At 29.9% G+C, this 18,629-nt stretch carries 20 protein-coding genes; 15 read left to right on the plus strand and 5 right to left on the minus strand.

The window, feature by feature from the left end:
• Positions 1–8 precede the first annotated feature (8 nt).
• Both ftsH and rsfS read right to left on the minus strand, forming a co-directional pair.
• On the minus strand, positions 9–1,988 hold the full coding sequence (gene ftsH / locus GCU34_RS02315; RefSeq protein WP_072785456.1) for an ATP-dependent zinc metalloprotease FtsH: 1,980 nt from the start codon (positions 1,986–1,988) through the stop codon (positions 9–11).
• Positions 1,989–1,993: 5 nt separating this feature from the next.
• On the minus strand, positions 1,994–2,365 hold the full coding sequence (gene rsfS, locus GCU34_RS02320) for a ribosome silencing factor (protein WP_072785455.1): 372 nt from the start codon (positions 2,363–2,365) through the stop codon (positions 1,994–1,996).
• A gap of 84 nt (positions 2,366–2,449) precedes the next feature.
• Between rsfS and GCU34_RS02325 the strand changes: the two genes are divergently transcribed.
• The 3 genes from GCU34_RS02325 to ccsA all read left to right on the plus strand — a co-directional run bounded on the left by GCU34_RS02325 (position 2,450) and on the right by ccsA (position 6,415).
• A complete protein-coding gene (locus GCU34_RS02325; RefSeq protein ID WP_072785452.1) occupies positions 2,450–3,181 on the plus strand; it encodes a biotin--[acetyl-CoA-carboxylase] ligase in 732 nt (243 codons plus the stop codon).
• 98 nt (positions 3,182–3,279) lie between these two features.
• Positions 3,280–3,567, plus strand: coding sequence for a hypothetical protein (locus tag GCU34_RS14190; RefSeq protein ID WP_317162527.1), 288 nt, complete (start codon positions 3,280–3,282; stop codon positions 3,565–3,567).
• 22 nt (positions 3,568–3,589) lie between these two features.
• Positions 3,590–6,415, plus strand: a complete 2,826-nt coding sequence (gene ccsA / locus GCU34_RS02330) for a cytochrome c biogenesis protein (protein ID WP_317162528.1) — start codon at positions 3,590–3,592, stop codon at positions 6,413–6,415.
• Between the two features lie 13 nt (positions 6,416–6,428).
• Here the strand turns inward: ccsA and GCU34_RS02335 are convergent, their stop codons facing one another.
• Positions 6,429–6,794, minus strand: a complete 366-nt coding sequence (locus GCU34_RS02335; protein WP_072785448.1) for a potassium channel family protein — start codon at positions 6,792–6,794, stop codon at positions 6,429–6,431.
• 121 nt (positions 6,795–6,915) lie between these two features.
• On the opposite strand from GCU34_RS02335, the gene GCU34_RS02340 reads away from it, so the two are divergent.
• Together GCU34_RS02340 and GCU34_RS02345 are read left to right on the plus strand one after the other, a co-directional pair.
• The gene (locus tag GCU34_RS02340) at positions 6,916–7,476 is read left to right on the plus strand and encodes a glutathione peroxidase (protein WP_072785622.1); all 561 of its coding nucleotides are present in this window, start codon (positions 6,916–6,918) and stop codon (positions 7,474–7,476) included.
• Between the two features lies 1 nt (position 7,477).
• The gene (locus tag GCU34_RS02345; protein ID WP_072785446.1) at positions 7,478–8,332 is read left to right on the plus strand and encodes a sulfurtransferase; all 855 of its coding nucleotides are present in this window, start codon (positions 7,478–7,480) and stop codon (positions 8,330–8,332) included.
• Here GCU34_RS02345 and GCU34_RS02350 read toward each other — a convergent pair.
• A complete protein-coding gene (locus GCU34_RS02350) occupies positions 8,321–8,815 on the minus strand; it encodes a GNAT family N-acetyltransferase (protein ID WP_072785444.1) in 495 nt (164 codons plus the stop codon). The genes GCU34_RS02345 and GCU34_RS02350 overlap by 12 nt on opposite strands.
• A 74-nt stretch (positions 8,816–8,889) precedes the next feature.
• On the opposite strand from GCU34_RS02350, the gene menD reads away from it, so the two are divergent.
• From menD to priA, 6 genes are all read left to right on the plus strand, one after another.
• The gene (gene menD, locus GCU34_RS02355) at positions 8,890–10,545 is read left to right on the plus strand and encodes a 2-succinyl-5-enolpyruvyl-6-hydroxy-3-cyclohexene-1-carboxylic-acid synthase (protein ID WP_072785442.1); all 1,656 of its coding nucleotides are present in this window, start codon (positions 8,890–8,892) and stop codon (positions 10,543–10,545) included.
• A gap of 86 nt (positions 10,546–10,631) precedes the next feature.
• On the plus strand, positions 10,632–10,973 hold the full coding sequence (locus tag GCU34_RS02360) for a DUF2853 family protein (RefSeq protein ID WP_072785440.1): 342 nt from the start codon (positions 10,632–10,634) through the stop codon (positions 10,971–10,973).
• A 110-nt stretch (positions 10,974–11,083) separates the two neighbouring features.
• On the plus strand, positions 11,084–11,941 hold the full coding sequence (nadC, locus tag GCU34_RS02365; protein WP_072785438.1) for a carboxylating nicotinate-nucleotide diphosphorylase: 858 nt from the start codon (positions 11,084–11,086) through the stop codon (positions 11,939–11,941).
• Positions 11,942–11,944: 3 nt separating this feature from the next.
• A complete protein-coding gene (locus GCU34_RS02370) occupies positions 11,945–12,871 on the plus strand; it encodes a YihY/virulence factor BrkB family protein (protein ID WP_072785436.1) in 927 nt (308 codons plus the stop codon).
• Positions 12,872–12,979: 108 nt separating this feature from the next.
• Positions 12,980–13,546 carry a chalcone isomerase family protein gene (locus tag GCU34_RS02375; RefSeq protein WP_072785434.1) on the plus strand — a complete coding sequence of 189 codons (567 nt, stop codon included), beginning with the start codon at positions 12,980–12,982 and terminating at the stop codon, positions 13,544–13,546.
• A gap of 101 nt (positions 13,547–13,647) precedes the next feature.
• On the plus strand, positions 13,648–16,098 hold the full coding sequence (priA, locus tag GCU34_RS02380; protein ID WP_143146233.1) for a replication restart helicase PriA: 2,451 nt from the start codon (positions 13,648–13,650) through the stop codon (positions 16,096–16,098).
• Here priA and GCU34_RS02385 read toward each other — a convergent pair.
• Complete coding sequence (locus GCU34_RS02385; RefSeq protein ID WP_072785432.1) at positions 16,095–16,790, minus strand: LytR/AlgR family response regulator transcription factor; 696 nt, start codon at positions 16,788–16,790, stop codon at positions 16,095–16,097. The genes priA and GCU34_RS02385 overlap by 4 nt on opposite strands.
• A 147-nt stretch (positions 16,791–16,937) precedes the next feature.
• Between GCU34_RS02385 and rpsF the strand changes: the two genes are divergently transcribed.
• The 4 genes from rpsF (at position 16,938) to GCU34_RS02405 (ending at position 18,629) form a co-directional block, all read left to right on the plus strand.
• A complete protein-coding gene (rpsF, locus tag GCU34_RS02390) occupies positions 16,938–17,279 on the plus strand; it encodes a 30S ribosomal protein S6 (protein WP_072785430.1) in 342 nt (113 codons plus the stop codon).
• Positions 17,280–17,281: 2 nt separating this feature from the next.
• A complete protein-coding gene (gene rpsR / locus GCU34_RS02395) occupies positions 17,282–17,578 on the plus strand; it encodes a 30S ribosomal protein S18 (protein ID WP_072785428.1) in 297 nt (98 codons plus the stop codon).
• A gap of 66 nt (positions 17,579–17,644) precedes the next feature.
• Complete coding sequence (rplI, locus tag GCU34_RS02400; protein WP_072785427.1) at positions 17,645–18,088, plus strand: 50S ribosomal protein L9; 444 nt, start codon at positions 17,645–17,647, stop codon at positions 18,086–18,088.
• 67 nt (positions 18,089–18,155) lie between these two features.
• Positions 18,156–18,629 carry a DUF6495 family protein gene (locus GCU34_RS02405; protein ID WP_072785425.1) on the plus strand — a complete coding sequence of 158 codons (474 nt, stop codon included), beginning with the start codon at positions 18,156–18,158 and terminating at the stop codon, positions 18,627–18,629.

Below are 18,629 nucleotides of genomic sequence, written 5' to 3' on the forward strand. Positions count from 1 at the left end.
TTTAAAACTTATTCGTTTTCTACGTTTGGATTTTCATTTAATTGAGTAGATTCTTTTTGTTCTTTTTCTACCAATTTTACCTCTCCTTTATCGAAAGGTCTTTTTCCAAAAATGTCTTCCAAATCGTCTTTGAATATTACTTCTCTTTCAATTAAAATATCTGCTAATTCAACTAATTTGTCTTTGTTTTCTTGAAGAATATTAATTGCTCTTTGATATTGACCTTCAATTAATTTTGAAATTTCAAAATCGATAATTTGAGCTGTTTCTTCAGAATATGGTTTAGAGAAATTGTATTCATTTTGACCTGATGAATCGTAATAAGTTATATTACCTAATTTGTCATTTAAACCGTAAATGGTTACCATTGCACGAGCTTGTTTTGTAACTTTTTCTAAATCGCTTAATGCTCCTGTTGAAATTTTATCGAAAATTACTTTTTCAGCAGCACGACCACCCATAGTAGCACACATTTCGTCTAGCATTTGTTCTGGACGAACAATTAAACGCTCTTCAGGTAAATACCAAGCAGCTCCTAAACTTTGCCCGCGAGGAACAATAGTTACTTTTACAAGCGGAGCAGCATGCTCAAGCATCCAACTTACAGTGGCATGACCAGCTTCGTGAATTGCAATCGCTCTTTTTTCCTCTGGGGTTACAATTTTATTTTTCTTTTCTAATCCACCAATAATTCTATCAACAGCATCTAAGAAATCTTGTTTTTCAACTGCTTTTTTACCCTTTCTAGCAGCAATTAATGCCGCTTCATTACAAACATTTGCAATATCTGCCCCAGAGAAACCTGGTGTTTGTTTTGCTAAAAATTCAGTATCAAGTTCTTCAGCTTTTTTGATAGGTTTTAAGTGAACTTCAAATATTTCTTTACGTTCTCTAATATCTGGTAAATCAACATAAATTTGACGATCAAATCTTCCCGGACGAAGTAAGGCTTTATCTAAAACATCAGCACGGTTTGTAGCTGCTAAAACAATTACATTAGAATTAGAACCGAAACCGTCCATTTCTGTTAATAATTGGTTTAATGTGTTTTCTCTTTCATCATTTGCACCAGTAAAATTGTTTTTACCACGAGCTCTACCAACAGCGTCAATTTCGTCAATGAAGATAATTGATGGAGATTTTTCTTTTGCTTGTTTAAATAAATCACGAACACGTGAAGCACCAACACCTACAAACATTTCAACAAAATCTGAACCAGATAATGAAAAGAAAGGAACTTTAGCTTCACCCGCAACTGCTTTAGCTAATAATGTTTTTCCTGTTCCAGGAGGTCCAACTAATAAAGCACCCTTTGGAATTTTACCACCAATTGAAGTATATTTTTCAGGAGTTTTTAAGAATTCAACAATTTCTTGAATTTCTTCTTTTGCGCCTTCAAGTCCTGCAACATTTTCAAAAGTTACTTTAATATCATTCTTTTCGTCAAATAGTTTAGCTTTAGATTTTCCAATGCTAAAAATTTGTCCGCCTCCGCCACCAGAATTGCCAGACATTCTTCTCATCATAAATAACCAAAAAGCACCTAGCAATAAGAAAGGTAATAAAATAGAAAGTAATTCTCCCCACATGCTGTCAGGTTCTTTTTCATAGTCATTTAAAAGACCTTTAGTTCTAGCTTCTTCTAGGGTTTTTTGAAATAATTCTATGTTACCAATTTCGGTATAGTATTGAGGCCCTTTGATATTTGGTTTACCAAAAACGTCTTTGCTTACTTTTTCGTGCGTTTTAGATTCTAAAGCTTTTTCTTTTAAGAAAATATTTGCTTTTGTGTTTGTAAAAGTAACTTTTGCAACTTGGTTAGAATCTAAATATTGATAAAATTTAGAAAGCGATGCTGGTCTTGGATTACTAAAATCAAGTCCGCCGCCACTAAAAATTGATATTAATAAAAACATCCCTATGAATAAGCCATAAAATAGCCAAGGAGATAGTTTAAATTTGGAGTTATTATTTTTATTATTTGACATATTTCTTAATAATTGGTGTTAATTGAGGTAATCTTTGCATCGCCCCATAAACTTTCAATGTTGTAAAATTCTCTAACGTGTTTTTGGAAAACATGAACTACAATGTTTACATAGTCCATAAGAACCCATTCTGCATTTTCAGTACCCTCAACATGCCAAGGTTTTTCATGTAATTCTTTTGAAACTGCTTTTTGAATGGAATTTGAAATTGCAACAACTTGAGTATTTGAGTTTCCGTTACAAATGATAAAGTAATCGCAAACTGTGTTTTCAATTTCTCTTAAATCAAGTATATCAATATCGGCACCTTTAACATCTTCTATTCCCTTAATGATATTTGCCAACAAATCGTCGTTACTAACTATTTTTTTTGTCATTTAAAGTTTTATATTTATGCAAAGTTATCATTTTTTGTTATTATTTTTGAACCTTAACATAAGATTAAAATTAATTTCTTCTCGATGAATATCATCAAACTCAATGCCATACCTTCTACAAATATTTTTTTAAAAGAATTGGCACAACAAAACTCAATTGAAAATTTTACTGTAGTTTCAGCCGAATATCAAACAAATGGAAAAGGTCAAAGAGGTAATATTTGGAATGTTGAAGAAGGTAAAAACCTGACTTTTAGTGTGTTTGTTAATGATTTTGATATCGAAAAATATAATGTATTTGTTTTAAATTGTTTAGTTGCTGTTAGTATTGTTGAAGTGCTTAATGAGTATGACTTGTATCATTTAAAAATAAAATGGCCAAACGACATTTTGTCAGAGAGTAAGAAAATAGCTGGAATTTTAATTGAAAATTTATTTAAAAATTCTAAACAGATAGAAATAATTATTGGAATTGGACTTAATGTTAATCAAGAAAATTTTGATGATTTGCCAAAAGCAAGTTCTCTTTTTAAGTTACTAGGTAAAAAAATAGATAAAAATGAATTGCTCTTAAAATTAGTTCATCAATTGAAAAATAACTTTGATTTATTGTATTCAACTGGAGAAGAAACTTTTTGGGAAATTTACCATGAATATCTTTTTAGAAAAGATATTCCATCAGTTTTTACAGATAATTTAGAAAATCAATTTCAAGCAATAATTAAGCATGTTTCGCGAGATGGAAAATTGATTCTAGAATTAGAATCAGAAGAAATTAGAAGTTACGACATTAAAGAAATTAAATTACTTTACTAGTAAAAATCTTAAAACTTAGTAAAGGTTTGTTAAAAGAATGAAAAAGTTTTTCTATTTAAGTAACTTTGCAAGCATTTGAAAAAAATCAAACTATAATAATGGACAAAAAAATATTTTCCCTACTGTTTTCTACTAGATTAATGGCAGTTTTGTTTTTAGTTTTTGCTATTGCAATGGCTGCAGGAACTTTTATTGAAAGTGAATACAATACTGATACAGCAAGAATTATGGTTTATAATACTTGGTGGTTCGAAACCATAATGGTGTTTTTTGTAATTAACTTTTTGGAAATATTAAAAAATACCAACTTCATAAAAAGAGAAATGGTCAATTTTAGTTATTCATTTATCTTTTATTTTTATTATTACAGGAGCCTTTATTACTAGATATATAAGTTATGAAGGTGTAATGCCAATTCGTGAGGGCGAAGCTTCTAATACCATTTATTCTGATAAAACTTATATCACAGCTTTTGTAGATGGAGAATATAATGGTGAAATGAAACGTAAAACTTACGATAATCATTGGCAGTATTTTTCACCTATAACCAATAATAATTTTTCTATAAAAGGAGAATTTAATAACATTCCGTTTGAAATTCAATACGACAATTTTGTGATGAACGCTACTCAAACTTTTAAAGAAGATAAAAATGGCGATTTATACATTAAAATGGTAGAATCGGGTGGAGGAACACGTCACGACCATTTTTTAAAATCTGGAGAAGTTCAAAATATACACAATGTGCTTTTTGCTTTCAATAAGCAAACTCAAGGTGCAATAAATATTTCAACATACGAGGGTGCTTACTTTATTCAAACACCATTTGAAGGAGATTTTATGCGAATGGCAGATCAAATGAAGGGAAGTGTTGTTAAAGATTCTATTCAACCTTTAAATTTACGTTCACTTTATAATGTTGCAGGAACACAATTTGTTTTTCCTGATCCAGCTACAACTGGAGTTTTAGAGATGCAATCGAATGGAGATTTTAAAGATAAGCAAACTGATGATGCTTTAACAGTAAAAGTAATTGCGCAAGGAAAAGAAGAAAAAGTAACTTTAGTAGGTTCAAAAGGAAAACAAGGAGAACCACAAAGTGTAAAAGTTGGCGATTTAGAATTTACTTTGTTTTTTGGAAGTAAAGTTTATGAATTGCCTTTTTCTTTAAAACTAGAAGATTTTATTGCTGAGAAATATCCAGGAACTGAAAAGAGTTATTCTTCTTATAAGTCGATTCTTCAATTGACTAATAATGAAACAAAAGAAACATTTCGCGATAGTGTTTTTATGAATAATATTTTAGATTATGATGGATATCGCTTTTTTCAAGCTGGTTTCGATCCAGATGAAAAAGGAACGATTTTATCGGTTAATCATGATTGGTGGGGAACCAACATCACTTATTTAGGATATTTTTTATTGTATTTAGGTTTAATGTGGATGTTGTTCGATAAGAATACGCGTTTTGGAGATTTAAAAAAGAAAATCGATAAAATAGAAAGTAAGAAAGCAGCATTAAGTTTACTAATATTCTTTACTTCATTTTTAAGTTTTGCACAAGATCATGAACATGAAACAGTAAACGAACAAAAAGCATTAGAATTAATTAATAAATATAAGGTTTCACAAGATCACGCTGATAGATTTGGTAAAATGGTAATCCAAGATCAAGGTGGAAGAATGAAGCCTATTAATACTTTTTCTTCTGAATTATTACGTAAAGTTTCTAAAAGCGATACTTATGAAGGAATGGATTCTGATCAAGTTTTTCTTTCAATGACGCAATTTCCTCAATATTGGTACAACATGCCAATTATTTATTTAACAAGAGGAAACGATAGTATTCGTAAAGTAATTGGTGTTCCTTTAGATACAAAAAAAGCTCGTTTAATAGATTTCTTTGATGAAAAGGGAAATTATAAATTGTCGTCTTTTTTAGATGAGGCTTACAAAACAAACATGCCAAATAATTTTCAGAAAGATTATAAAGAAACAGACAAGAGAGTTAACCTATTATATAGTGCTTTAAGTGGACAAATTTTAAAAGTTTATCCTATTCCTAATGATCCCAATAATAAATGGTTATCATTCTTGGAGATTACAGAACCAACAGGAACTTCATTGGACACAATCAGAAGTTTAATGCCAATATATCTAGATGCGATTACAAAAGCTTCTCAAAACAATGATTATAATTTTGCCGATTCTCTTTTAGTTGGTTTGCATAAATATCAAGTTCGTTTTGGAGCGGAGGTAATGCCAAGTGAAGATAAGATTAATGCTGAAATTATATATAATAAATACGATGTGTTTAAGCGCTTGTTTTATTTGTATATGCTGGCTGGTGTTTTAATGTTGTTATTAGCTATTGTACAATTATTTTCTAAATCAAAACTTGTAGCTAAATCGGTAAATATATTTTACGGAATTCTAATTTTCTTTTTTGTTCTACATACATTAGGTTTAATTGCACGTTGGTATATTTCTGGCCATGCACCATGGAGTGATGCTTATGAAAGTATGATTTACGTTGCTTGGGCAACTATGTTGTTTGGTGTTTTATTCGGAAAAAAATCGAAACTTACAGTTGCTTCAACTGCATTTGTAACTTCAATGATTTTAATGGTAGCACATTGGAACTGGATGGATCCTGCGATTGCAAATCTACAACCTGTATTAAATTCCTATTGGTTAATGATTCACGTTGCTGTAATTGTTGCGAGTTATGGTCCGTTTACTTTAGGTATGATTTTAGGAGTTGTTTCATTGTTGTTAATAATTTTCGTAAACGAAAACAATAAAAATAAATTAAAACTAGCAATAGATGAGTTAAGTTATATTAACGAAATGGCATTGACAGTTGGTTTAGTGATGTTAACAATTGGTAATTTCTTAGGTGGACAATGGGCCAATGAAAGTTGGGGACGTTACTGGGGTTGGGACCCAAAAGAAACTTGGGCTTTAATCAGTATTATGGTATATGCGTTTGTTATTCATGCGCGTTTAGTTCCAGGTTTAAGAGGAAGATGGGCTTTCAATGTAATGAGTGTTTTTGCATTTTATTCTATTTTAATGACCTATTTTGGAGTGAACTTCTATTTAGTAGGATTACATTCTTATGCAAGTGGAGATAAAGTAGTGACACCTACATTTGTTTATGTTTCAGTTGGTATAGCTGTTTTATTAAGTATACTTTCATACATAAAATACAAGAAATATTTCAAGAAATAAAAAAGAGCGGATTTTAATCCGCTCTTTTTTTTGTATGTAAGTTAGTTCGATTTTTATTTTTTAAAAGCTCTTTGCGTTCTCTATGTCGCATGTATGTATAATGATGTTGAATGGTATTAATAAAGCTTAAAATCATTCCAATCCCAACTACTATATATATAATTGTGAATATTTTTCCAGCATCTGTTTTTGGACTAAAATCGCCATAACCTATAGTTGTTAAGGTTACTACAGAAAAATAAAGAGAATCTACAACACTCCATCCTTCTAAGTAATGATAAGTCATGGTTCCCACCAAAATGATGATTACTGTTGTAATTAGTAAATCTCTATACTCATCGTCTTGTAAAAAAGAAATAATAGTTTTAAAGAAGAACATATGTAAGATTTATAGTTTTTTAAAGTTACAAATTTTAAAAATTGTTTAACGATGTAAAATTAATTATTTTGGTAACTTTGAGAAAAATAAAATTATGATTAAGAAAATTGCACAGTTGTTTATGTTTGGTTTAACTATAATTGGTTGCAAACAGCAGGAAAGTTTAAATAAAAAATTAACGGCTCAAGATAATATGGAAAAGCAATCAATTCACCAATTTACAGTAGAAAATATTGAAGGAAATGCATTCAATTTTAAAGATTTAGCTGGAAAGAAAATAATGGTTGTAAACACCGCATCAAAATGTGGTTTAACACATCAATACAAGCAACTTGAAGAAGTTTACGAAAAATATAAAGATCAAAATTTTATAATTGTAGGTTTTCCGGCTAACAACTTTTTAAGTCAAGAACCAGGAACCGATTCTGAAATTGCAACTTTTTGTGAACGCAATTATGGGGTTACGTTTCCAATGATGAGCAAAATTTCTGTAAAAGGTGATGATATGCACGAAGTTTATCAGTTTTTAACTCAAAAATCTAAGAATGGAGTTGCTGATAGTGAAGTAGAATGGAATTTTCAAAAATATCTTTTAAACGAAAAAGGAGAATTAGAAATGATTATTTCTCCGAGAACGTTACCAAATGACGAAAAAATAATCAACTGGATTGAAGGAAAATAAGATGTCAACACAAATTAGTCCAATTATTAGCGTAGCGGAACTTCAAAGTCTTTTACAAACGAAGGAAGAAGTTTTAATTTTTGATGTTTCAAATGGAAAAGAAGCAAAAGAAAATTATGAAAAGAAACATTTAAAAAACGCATTATTTGTTGATATCAATTCTCAGTTAGCCAACATCAAAGAAAATTTAGCGGAAGGCGGCCGTCATCCGCTTCCAGAAATAAAAGATTTTGCAAAAGTTTTGGGTCAATTAGGAATTTCGCCTGCAACTCATGTTGTAGTGTATGATGATAAAAATGGCGCAAATGCTGCAGCTCGTTTTTGGTGGATGTTAAAAGCAGTCAATCATAATAAAGTTCAAGTTTTAGATGGAGGTTTAGCAAATGCCGAAAAAAATAACTTTCCAATTGATAACGAGGTCGTAATTTCAAAATCTGTTAGCGATTATCCTGTTGAAAAATGGGTTTTACCACAAGTTACAATTGAAACAATTGACAAAGTTAAAGAACAAAATGATTATGTAATTGTTGATGTTCGTGAAGAAAGTAGATATTCAGGTCTTACCGAACCAATAGATTTAATTGCGGGACATATTCCAGGAGCAATCAATATTCCATTTGTAAATAATTTAGATGAGAATGGACTATTTTTAGAAAAAGAAAAGTTACAACAAGTTTATAATAAAGTTTTAGATGCTGTTAAACCTGAAAATGTAATTATTCACTGTGGTTCTGGAGTTACAGCTTGTCATACGATTTTAGCAATGCACTATGCAGGATTTGAATTTCCTAATTTGTATGTAGGATCTTGGAGCGAATGGTCTCGAAATAATAAAGAAATGGTTTTAAAGCATTAATTGCATAAAAACAGAGTGTAGCCAACGATCAAATTTATAACCGGAATCTTTTATAAAACCAGCTTGTCGAAATCCGAATTTTTCATGGAAAGCGATGCTTCCAGTATTTTCAGAATCAATAACACCTATCATGGTATGCAAATTCTGTTTTTTAGCAAGTATTATCAATTCTTCGAGTAAAAGTTTACCAATTCCTTTTCCTAAATGATTTGGATGTGCATAAACCGAATGTTCAACCGTAAATTTATAAGCTTCTCTAAACCTAAATTCGCTGTAATAACCAAAACCAATTACTTCATTATTTTCTTCAGCAACAATGATAGGAAATTTTTTATCTAATTTGTCTTTAAAAATCTCCAATTGGGTTTCAAGTGTTCTTGGTTTGTAATCATACAAAGCAGTCGAATTTAGAATATTGTAATTGATGATATCTAAAATAGACTTGCAATCATCTTCTTTATAACTACGAATTTTAATCGACATTTTTAAAAAAATTATGAAGTAAAAATACTAAAACCTTTCATACTTTGTATCTTTGTTGTAAGAAATAAAAACTCATGATTTATCCAAAAATTCCTTTAGCTCAAAGCGTAATTGAGATTTGTCGTTTACAAGGAATTAAACACATTATAATTTCTCCAGGTTCTCGAAACGCCCCGCTAACTATTGGTTTTTCAAATAATCCTAATTTTAAATGTTATAGTATTGTAGATGAGCGTTGTGCTGCATTTTTTGCATTGGGTATTGCACAGCAATTACGCGAACCAACAGCTGTTGTTTGCACATCAGGATCAGCTTTACTAAATTATTATCCAGCGGTTTCTGAAGCTTTTTATAGCCAAATTCCGTTAATTGTAATTTCTGCTGATCGTCCGCATGATAAAATTGATATTGGCGATGGACAAACCATTAGACAAGAAAATGTTTATGTAAATCATATTCTATTTAATGCTAATCTTTCCGAAAATGCATCTAAAGAAAATGATTTCTTAATTCAAAAAGCTATTACTCTTTCTAAAACCGAAAAAGGACCTGTACATATTAATGTTCCATTTGAAGAACCTTTGTATGAAACGGAAGATTTTTGTTCGGTAAACCCAAAAATTGAAAATTTTGATACTACATTTCAGTTTGAAACTATTAATGAAGAAACTTTATCAGTTTGGAACCAAGCAAAGAAAAAATTAATTCTTGTTGGCGAACTATTTCCTAAAACTATTTCGAACGAAATAATAGATTCTTTTGCAAATGATGATAGTGTAGTAGTTTTCACTGAGAAAACTTCTAATTTTAGTCATGAAAATTTTGTAAGTAATATCGATACTATAATTACACCTTTCAATGAAGATGATTTTAAAAATCTTCAACCCGATTTATTGGTAACATTTGGTGGAATGGTGGTTTCAAAACGCATTAAAGCTTTTTTAAGAAAATATAAACCGCAAAACCATTGGCACATAGATTTATGGAGAGCTTATGATACTTATGGTTGTTTAACAAAGCAATTTAAAACCACACCAGAATTGTTTTTTAACCAAGTTTATAATTCTCAAACTTCTATTTCAAGTGATTATAAAACTTGGATAAAAGAATTGATGCAATATAGAACTACGAAACAAAATGAGTTTACTAAGGAAATTCCATTTTCTGATTTTAAAGTATTCGATTTTCTTTCAAAATCGTTGCCAAAAAAAATTCAGTTACAGATTAGTAACAGTTCTGCAATTCGATATTTGCAATTAATGCCATTAAGTTCGGAAATTGAAGTTTTTTGCAATCGTGGAACTAGCGGAATAGACGGTTCAACATCTACCGCAATTGGAGCTTCAGTTGTAAATAATAAACCAACGGTTTTAATTACTGGTGATATTAGTTTCTTTTACGACAGTAATGCTTTATGGAATAATTATGTTCCAAAAAACTTTAAAATTATTTTAGTGAATAATGGAGGCGGTGGAATTTTTAGAATTCTTCCTGGTCATAAAGAAACGGAAACGTTTAATACTTATTTTGAAACTTCTCATCAATTAAATGCAAATCATTTATGTAAAATGTATGGCTTTGATTATTTAACGGCTGCTAATGAAATTGAATTAGTTGAGAGTTTTGAGAAGTTGATTTCTAATAATGAAAGTCCAAGTTTGTTAGAAATTTTTACTCCAGAAAAGATAAATGATAAAGTTTTGAAAGAATACTTTAATAAATTGTTATGAAAATTTAATTTCTGACAAATATCATGTATTTATTTAATTAAAAAATTGTACATTTGGTAAAATCATAACAATTAAAAAGTACAATTATGAGTAAAAGAGACGAATTAATTACAAAATATGCAGCCGATTTAAAGGATAAATGCGGAGTAACTGCAGATATGGATTTATTAACTAAAGTTACTATTGGTTGTGGTCCTTCAATTTATAATGCAGATTCATCTACAGTTTCTGGTTCTGATGAAAAAGAATTAGCTACAGTTAAAAATAATTTCCTTATTAAAAAACTTGGTTTAAAAGATGGTCCAGAATTAGATAAAGCAATTGCAGCTGTTATTGATCAATATGGTAAATCTAACAAAAATAAATACAGAGCAGTTTTCTATTATTTGCTAACAAAGCATTTCAAAAAAGAATCGGTTTATAAATAAAAATCGTTCCTATCCAAATGATTTAATCCCGAAGAAATTCGGGATTTTTTTATACAAGTTTTTTAAATCTATTTTGAATTCCTACCTTAGCATTAGAATAAAAAAATAATATGATTTCAGAAGCACAATTTCAAGAAGAGTTAGATATAATTATAAAAAATGCTATTAGAGAAGATGTGGGAGATGGAGACCATAGTTCTTTAGCATGTATTCCTGAAGATGCACAAGGTAGCGCAAAGTTATTGGTAAAAGATAACGGTATTATTGCTGGTGTTGAGTTTGCTAAAATGGTTTTTAAATATGTTGACCCAGAAATGAAAGTGGATACTTTTATTAATGATGGTCAAGAAGTAGTTTATGGAGATGTTGCTTTTCATGTTCACGGTCGTTCGCAATCTATTTTAAAAGCAGAACGTTTAGTTTTAAATGCCATGCAACGCATGAGTGCTATTGCAACTAAAACAAAGTTTTACGTTGATTTATTAGAAGGAACCGATACTAAAATTTTAGATACTCGTAAAACAACCCCAGGTATCAGAGCTTTAGAAAAATGGGCTGTTAAAATAGGTGGTGGAGAAAATCATCGATTTGCTCTATATGATATGATAATGCTAAAAGATAATCATATCGATTTTGCTGGAGGAATTACTAAAGCCATTGAAAAAACTAAAAATTATTTAAAAGAGAACAATAAAGACCTAAAAATAATTGTTGAAGCTCGTGATTTAGAGGAAGTAAAAGAAATTTTGCAATCTGGTGGTGTTTATAGAATTCTATTAGATAATTTCGATTATGAGATGACAAGAGAAGCGGTTCGACTAATTGGTACGAAATCTTTAACAGAATCTTCAGGTGGAATTAATGAGGAAACTATAAGAAAATATGCTGAGTGTGGCGTTAATTATATTTCATCAGGCGCTTTAACACATTCTGTTTATAATATGGATTTAAGTTTAAAAGTGATTTAATCGATGTCGGAACTAATAGAAGAGAAATTAAACAAAATTCCAGTTGTCAAACAACTAGTTTTAATAGCAAAGAAAATTACTTTAAAATCTCTTGAAGGGCTTTCGCTTTACGATATTTTAGAAATGTATGTAATGGGAATTCTGAAAGGAGCGTTTTCTTATAGAGCTAGTGCCATTGCATTTAGTTTTTTTATGGCTTTGTTCCCTTTTGCTCTTTTTATCTTGAACCTTATTCCTTATATTCCGATAGATAATTTTCAAGACGATTTTTTAGAGTTTGTTTCTCAAAATGTTCCGCCCAATACTTTTGAAGCTATTCAAACTATTATAACCGATATTTTAAATAATAGTTATAAAGGATTGCTTTCTTCGGGTTTTATATTGTCTATTTTTTTAATGACAAATGGTATAAATGCTATTCTAGGCGGATTTGAAATGTCGGAACACATTACTATAACACGAGGTTTTTTCCGTCAGTATTTTATTGCTTTAGCAATTTCTATAGCTCTTTCATTAATATTAATTATAACTGTAGTTGCCATAGTTTTCTTTGAAGTACTTATTCAAAAAATTATGAGTAAAGGCTTTATTACAGATGATGTTTACTTAATAGAGTGGGGAAGATATTTGTTCGTGATTTTAATGATTTTAATTACAACTTCAATTTTATACAAATACGGAACAAAAGAAACTTCAAACATAACTTTTATTAGTTATGGAGCAGTTTTAACTACAATATTAATCATTTTATCTTCTTATATATTTGGTATTTACGTTGAAAAATTTGCTCGTTATAACGAATTATATGGATCAATTGGTACGCTTCTTGTATTAATGTTTTATATATGGATTAACTGTATGGTACTTTTATTAGGTTTCGAATTAAATGCTACCATTAACAGATTGAAAAGAAAAAATTTATATATTTAACAAAAATTAATCTAAAAAATTATGAAATGCCCAATTTATTACTTGTAAAAAAATTGAAGATGTAGTTTGGGCATAACATCTTCCTTAATTAAAAAATATTTTATACGGATGAAAAGACAAATTTTACTAGCTGTTTTGCTATTGATTTCGACAGTGTACTCAGTTAATGCTCAAAAAGTTGTAGCCGGAGTTAAACTTAGTAATACTTTAGTTGTTGAAGGAAATGATTTGGTATTAAATGGAGCAGGAACAAGAGAGAAATTTTGGATGGACTTATATGTAGGTTCTTTGTATTTACCAAAAAAATCTTCAAATGCTGCGGATATTATGGGAAGCGCTGATGCTGCTGCAATTAAATTAGATATTGTTTCAGGAATGATTACTTCTGAAAAAATGATTAATGCAGTAAACGAAGGATTTGAAAACGCAACTGGAGGGAAAACAGCTCCGTTAAAAGCAAAAATCGATAAGTTTAAATCATTCTTTAAAGAAGAAATTAAAAAAGGCGACGAATTTATTATTTCTAATGTTCCAGGAACTGGAGTAGTAGTTTTTAAAAATGGTGTTAAAAAAGGTTCTATTGAAGGAGCTGATTTCAAAAAAGCACTTTTCGGAATTTGGTTGTCAAACAAACCAGCCGATAAAGATTTAAAAGAGGCTATGTTAGGTAAATAATTTTTCTAATATTTTATAAAAAAGCGTTCTCAAAAGGAACGCTTTTTTAGTCTTTTCTTTTTTCTCTTTTCTCTTTCATCTTTAAGAATTATATTTGCTTCATGCTGTATTTTATTGAGGTAGTTTTGCCTTTGGCTGTAGCCAAAACTTTTACTTATCAAGTTTCCGAAGCCGAATTTGACTATGTTCAAATTGGTATGCGAGTTGCTGTTCCATTTGGTAAAACAAAAATTTATACAGCTTTAGTTTTATCAAAACATCACAATTTACCCCAACTTTATCAACCTAAAGAAATTCATCAAATTTTAGACGATAAACCCATAGTAAATGATATACAAATAAAACATTGGGAGTGGATTGCATCTTACTATATGTGTTCTTTGGGAGAAGTATTCAGATTGGCATTGCCTACGGGTTTTGTTTTGGAAAGCGAAACTATAATTTCTTCTAGTAAAGATGAAGTAAATAGGGATGAGGTACGAGATGACGAGTTTTTAATTTTAGAAGCTCTAGAAAATAATTCAAGTATTACAGTAAATGATGTAATAAAAATATTAGGCAAAAAAACAGTTCTGCCTGTTTTGAATAAAATGCTAAGCAATAGATTGATTGTCTTACAAGAAGAAATAAAAGAAAGTTATAAGCCAAAACTTGTACGTTATGTAAAACTTCACGATGAGTTTTCAAATCAAGAACGACTTTCTGAACTGTTGGAAATTTTGAATAATGCCAAAAAACAACGTGAACTTGTTTTGCAATATTTTCAATTGGTTGCAGTTGAAAAAAAGCCAATTTCAGTTAAAGATTTATTAGAATATTCAAATGTTTCAAATGCTGTTTTGAAAGCTTTAGTTGATAAAGAAATTTTTGAAGAATACTATTTAAGTCAAGATAGGGTTTCTTTTGATGATAAAGACGAAGACTATACGATACATTTAAGTAAAGCACAACAAGTAGCATTTAACGAAATAAAAGAAGGTTTCTTAAACTCTAATGTTACTTTGTTGCACGGTGTTACGGCTTCTGGTAAAACGGAAATTTATATCAAACTAATTGAAGAGTATATTCAAGAAGATAAACAGGTTTTGTTTTTATTACCCGAAATTGCTCTTACAACACAATTAGTACAACGATTAACAGATTATTTTGGAAATCAAGTTTCAGTTTTTCATTCAAAATATACTAATAATGAGCGTATTGAAGTTTGGAATAGACTTTTAGATAATTCGGAACATGCTAAAGTAGTAATTGGTGTTCGTAGTGCTTTATTTTTACCTTTTTCAAATTTAGGATTAATTGTAGTTGACGAAGAACACGAACCTACATTTAAACAACAAGATCCTGCACCTAGATATCATGCACGAGATGCGGCAATTGTTTTAGCAAAACAACACGATGCAAAAGTTTTGTTAGGAAGTGCTACGCCAAGTTTAGAAACTTATTTTAATGTAACAAAAGGAAAATATCAATTAGTAACTCTAACGGAGCGGTACGGAAATGTAGTTTTGCCTGAAATTGAGTTGGTAGATATAAAAGATAAATATTTTAGAAAAAGAATGTCGGGACATTTTTCTGATGTTTTATTAGAAAATATTACCGAAACTTTAGCTAAAAATGAACAAGTTATTTTGTTTCAAAACCGTAGAGGTTTTTCTTCTTTTTTAGAGTGTTTAACCTGTGGTCATGTACCGCATTGTCCAAGTTGCGACGTTAGTTTAACCTATTATAAATTCAAAAATCATTTAAAGTGTCATTATTGTGGTTACACAATGGCGGTTCCGTTGCATTGTCATAGTTGTAATTCAGTAGATTTATCAACTAAAGGTTTTGGTACCGAACAAGTTGAAGAAGAGTTAAAGCAACTGTTTCCTGATAAGAAAATTGGTCGAATGGATCAAGATACTACAAAAGGGAAATTTGGTTACGAAAGAATTATTGATGCTTTTAAAAACCAAGAGTTTGACGTTTTGGTTGGAACACAAATGTTAGCTAAAGGTTTGCATTTTGATAATGTTACTTTGGTAGGAATACTCAATGCTGATAATTTATTAAATCAGCCTAATTTTAGAGCTTACGAAAGAGCTTTTCAGTTGTTGACACAAGTTGCTGGAAGAGCTGGAAGAAAAGAAAAAAAAGGTAAAGTTATCATCCAAACGTTTAATCCTTATCATAATACTTTACAGCAGGTTTTGAGCAATAATTTCGTAGGAATGTACAAAGAACAAATCTATGATCGATTCAATTTTAAATACCCACCTTATTACCGATTGATAAAAATCACCTTAAAACATCGTGATTTTGAAAAACTTAAAGAAGGTTCGTTATGGATGTATAATGTTTTGAAACAGCAATTAAATTTACCGGTTTTAGGTCCAGAAGAACCAGCGGTTAATAGAATTCGTAATGAATACATTAGAACCATTATGATTAAAATTCCAGTCGAAGCGCATTTAGGAAAAACAAAAAAAACTATTCAAAAAGTATTGAATAGTTTTGATGCTGTTGCGCAATATAGAAGCATAAAATATGCTGTAAATGTCGATTTTTATTAAAGCTGACTTATAGCTTCAGATATAACATCTTTTTTATTTCTACTAATAGGAATTTTTGTATTTCCTATTTCGGCAAATTTACTGTTAAACTTTTCAACTCGTTCTACATTAACAATGTAAGATTTGTGAACTCTAACGAATTTACCTTGTGGAAGTTCGCTTTCAAAGGATTTCATGGTAGATAAAACTAAGTGATTTTCATCATCAATAATAATCTTAATATAATCGCCAAAAGCTTCTACCCATTTAATTTTTGAAGTGTAGATTTTTAATTTCTTTAAATTGCTTTTAATTATGATAGCTTCGCCTAAATCTTCACTAGAATCATGTCTTAGTTGGTGTAATTCAAGAGCTTTTTTAACAGCTTTTAAAAAACGTTCTTTCGAAATTGGTTTTTGTAAAAAGTCGGTTGCTTCATAATCAAAGGCTTTAACGGCATAGTCTGCTTTTGAAGTAATAAAAATAATTTGAGGCTTAACTTTCATTCCGTCAAGAAGATCAAACCCATTAATCAAAGGCATTTCAATGTCTAGAAAAATTAAATCTACTTCGTGATGATTGATACAATTTTTTGCTTCAAGGGCATTGGCATAATCTCCAACTAAATGAAGGTTTGGAGACTCGTTGACTAGTTTCGTTATAGTCATTCGTTGTATCGCGCTATCATCAACGACTATACAGTTTAGTTTCATAGGCGAATAATTTTGTTAAATATACGTCAAAATCATATTACAATACAACACTTTATCGATTTTTTTATAAAAAGTATACTGCCTATTTGAAGTTTCATTTAAAAGCATTACTTTTGCACCCACTTTTAAATATAAAATACATTTATTATGAACAATTATGAAACTGTTTTCATCTTAAATCCCGTTTTATCTGAACAACAGGTAAAGGAAACAGTAAGCAAGTTTGAAGATTTTCTTACTTCAAAAGGGGCTAAGATGGTATCAAAAGAAGATTGGGGCTTAAAGAAAATGGCTTACGAAATTCAACACAAGAAATCTGGTTTTTATCACTTATTTCAATTTGAAGCAACTGGAGAAGTAATCGCTTCATTGGATACAGAATTCCGTCGTGATGAAAGAGTTATGCGTTTCTTAACAGTGTCTTTAGACAAACATGCTGTAGCTTGGGCTGAAAGAAGAAGAGAGAAGTTAAAATCTAAATCAAACTAATTATGTCAACTTTAGAACAATCTGCAAAAGGAAAAAAAGAGGGAGATATCAGATATCTAACTCCATTAAATATTGAAACAAATAAACAAAAGAAATATTGTCGTTTCAAAAAATCAGGTATTAAATATGTAGATTATAAAGATCCTGATTTCTTATTGAAATTCGTTAATGAGCAAGGTAAAATTTTACCTCGTCGTTTAACTGGAACTTCTTTAAAATACCAAAGAAAAGTTTCTGTGGCTGTAAAAAGAGCTCGTCATTTAGCTTTAATGCCATACGTAGCGGATTTATTAAAATAATATTTAACTCTAGTTGTTGGTTTCTACTTATGTAGAACCTAACTTCTAATTCAAAAGGACAACAACATGGAAATTATCTTAAAAAAAGATGTTCAAAATTTAGGTTTTAAAGACGATGTGGTAACTGTAAAAAATGGTTATGGTCGTAACTACCTAATTCCTCAAGGTTTTGCTGTATTGGCAACTCCTTCTGCTAAAAAAGTTTTAGCTGAAAACTTAAGACAAAAAGCACACAAAGAAGCTAAATTAGTTGCAGACGCTAAATCATTAGCTGAAGCTATCAAAGCTCTTGAAATTAAAATTACTGCTAAAGCTGGTGGTGATAAATTATTCGGTTCAGTTTCTAGCGCTGATATTGCTGCTGCTTTAGAAAGCAATGGTCACTCAATCGAGAAAAAATTTATTACTAGTGGTTTAATCAAAAGAGTTGGTAAATATACTGCATCTGTTAGATTACACAGAGAAGTTATCGTTGACTTACCTTACGAAGTAGTAGGAGAAAACGCTTAATTTTAAGTTTTTAAAAAAATATTTTAAGCCCTTCATTTATTTGAAGGGCTTTTTTTATATTTACGATATGAAGTATGCACGTTTAACCAAAGAACAACTCGAAGAACTCCACCCTGAGTTCATCACTTTTTTAGCAACACAATCTATTGATAAACAAGAATGGGACGATCTTAAAGAGAATAAACCGCAAGTTGCGTTACAAGAAATAGATGTTTTCTCAGATATGATTTGGGAAAGAGCTTTAACAAATGTTCGTTTTATAGACCATTTTTCAAATGATTATATTTTCTTGTTTAAATGTTTTGATGACGTTGTACTTTCTTATGTTATTAATAGTGTGAACTCTAAAGTTGATTTTTTAACAAAAGAAGGAATTAACTGGTTAAGTGAAAATCTTAGTTCAGATGAGGTTGTAATTCAAAAAGGCAAAAAGGATATTTCAAATAATAGAAATGAAGCTTTATTTGAAATTATCAAACAAGGTGGACTGATAAGTAAAGGAGAATTATACAGTAAATTAGAAATACTTTTAAATCAATAA

Origin of the sequence: Flavobacterium haoranii (assembly GCF_009363055.1) — a bacterium.
Taxonomy (GTDB): Bacteria; Bacteroidota; Bacteroidia; order Flavobacteriales; family Flavobacteriaceae; genus Flavobacterium; species Flavobacterium haoranii.